General features: G+C 73.4%; 1 protein-coding gene and 1 riboswitch. The gene reads left to right on the top strand.

Annotated features, from left to right (window positions below; genetic code table 11):
* Window positions 1–333: 333 nt before the first annotated feature.
* Window positions 334–540, top strand: a riboswitch (cyclic di-AMP (ydaO/yuaA leader).
* Window positions 541–545: 5 nt separating this feature from the next.
* Window positions 546–1,322, top strand: coding sequence for a peptidoglycan DD-metalloendopeptidase family protein (locus ACFV5N_RS27820; protein ID WP_385605312.1), 777 nt, complete (start codon window positions 546–548; stop codon window positions 1,320–1,322).
* Window positions 1,323–1,397: the final 75 nt, after the last annotated feature.

The raw sequence follows: 1,397 nt of genomic DNA, 5'->3' as shown, positions 1-1,397 counted from the left end.
GTCGGCTGAGGGGGCACCGCGCCCGGGCGCCGGAGCACAGCGCCGGAGCGAATGGGACATTCCGAACAATGAGCGCCATAGCGCCTCTTGGGTGGAGGCCCGTGACCGACCTCACTTTCCGGCCGGTCCGGGCCTCCGCCGCACTCCGGCGGCCCCGCCACGATGTCCGTTAAGTAGGAAAAGCGCACCTGAAGTTGGTGGCCCCGCGGTCCGGCACGCCCCCCGGCGCGCCGGACCGTTTCCCTTCCGTGCTCCCGCGGACGCCGCCCGGAGCCGGTTGTCCTGTCCGAATTAACGGGATTACCGTGCTCCCGCGTCGCACCCGCGACGATCCGAGACCGGACGCCGAGTCCTGTCACCGGTCACGGAAACGCAGTCCTTCCCCATGACAGGAGCGGGGGACCCACTTCCCGCCGGACCGCGCACCCGCGGACCGGCTCGGGGTGAAGCCGCCGCCGTACGGCTCGTCCGCACGGCAGTGGCCGGGCTACTTCTCCGGCCCGAACCCGACAGCTCACCTCGCAGGCGATGAGAGGAGCCCCCGTATGTCCGGACGCGGTCGTCACCGCGCCTCGCGCGCCCCCCGCTTCACCCGTACCTCCGTCCTGCTGGCCGCCTCCGGCGCCGCGATCGCCGTGCCGCTGGCCACCGCCGGCGCCGCGCACGCCGCCGACGAGCCGGCGGTCACCGCCACGTACACCGTCAAGGCCGGTGACAGCCTCAGCAAGATCGCCCGTGACCTGCACCTCGACGGCGGCTGGAAGGCCCTGTACGAGGAGAACAAGGCCGCTGTCGGCGCCGACGCCGGTCTGATCAAGCCCGGTCTGAAGCTCCAGCTGTCCTCCTACGCGGGTGCTCAGACCGCCACCGCCGCGGCCGAGGAGGCCGCCGAGGCCACCCCGGCTCCCGCCACGGGCGGCTGGGTCTCCCCGATCGCCGACGGCTCGCTCGCCACCGGCTACAAGGTGGCCGGCTCCATGTGGGCCAGCGGCTACCACACCGGCATCGACTTCCCGGCCGCCACCGGCACCCCGGTGCTGGCCGTGGGCGACGGCGAGGTCGTCTCGGCCGGTGACGGCGGCAGCTACGGCAACCAGGTGATCGTCAAGCACGCCGACGGCCACTACAGCCAGTACGCCCACCTGTCCTCCGTCTCCGTGAGCGCCGGCCAGTCGGTGTCCGCAGGCGACCAGCTCGGCGGCGTCGGCAGCACCGGCAACAGCACCGGGCCGCACCTGCACTTCGAGATCAGGACCGGCCCGGACTACGGCTCGGACATCGACCCGCTGGCCTTCCTGCGGTCCCAGGGCGTCACCCTCTGACCCCCGTGCCCCCCGTGCCCCCCGTGGCCCGCTGAGCCACGGACCCCGCGCGCCCCGCCGTCCCCCCGGAACGGC

It is taken from the genome of Streptomyces sp. NPDC059853 (assembly GCF_042731495.1).
Classification (GTDB): Bacteria; Actinomycetota; Actinomycetes; order Streptomycetales; family Streptomycetaceae; genus Streptomyces.
This window is presented reverse-complemented; position numbering and strand designations above follow the sequence as displayed.

What these genes read in the sequence shown, in the direction of transcription:
- ACFV5N_RS27820 (WP_385605312.1), top strand. Translation starts at nt 546, where the DNA reads ATGTCCGGACGCGGTCGTCACCGCGCCTCGCGCGCCCCCCGCTTCACC.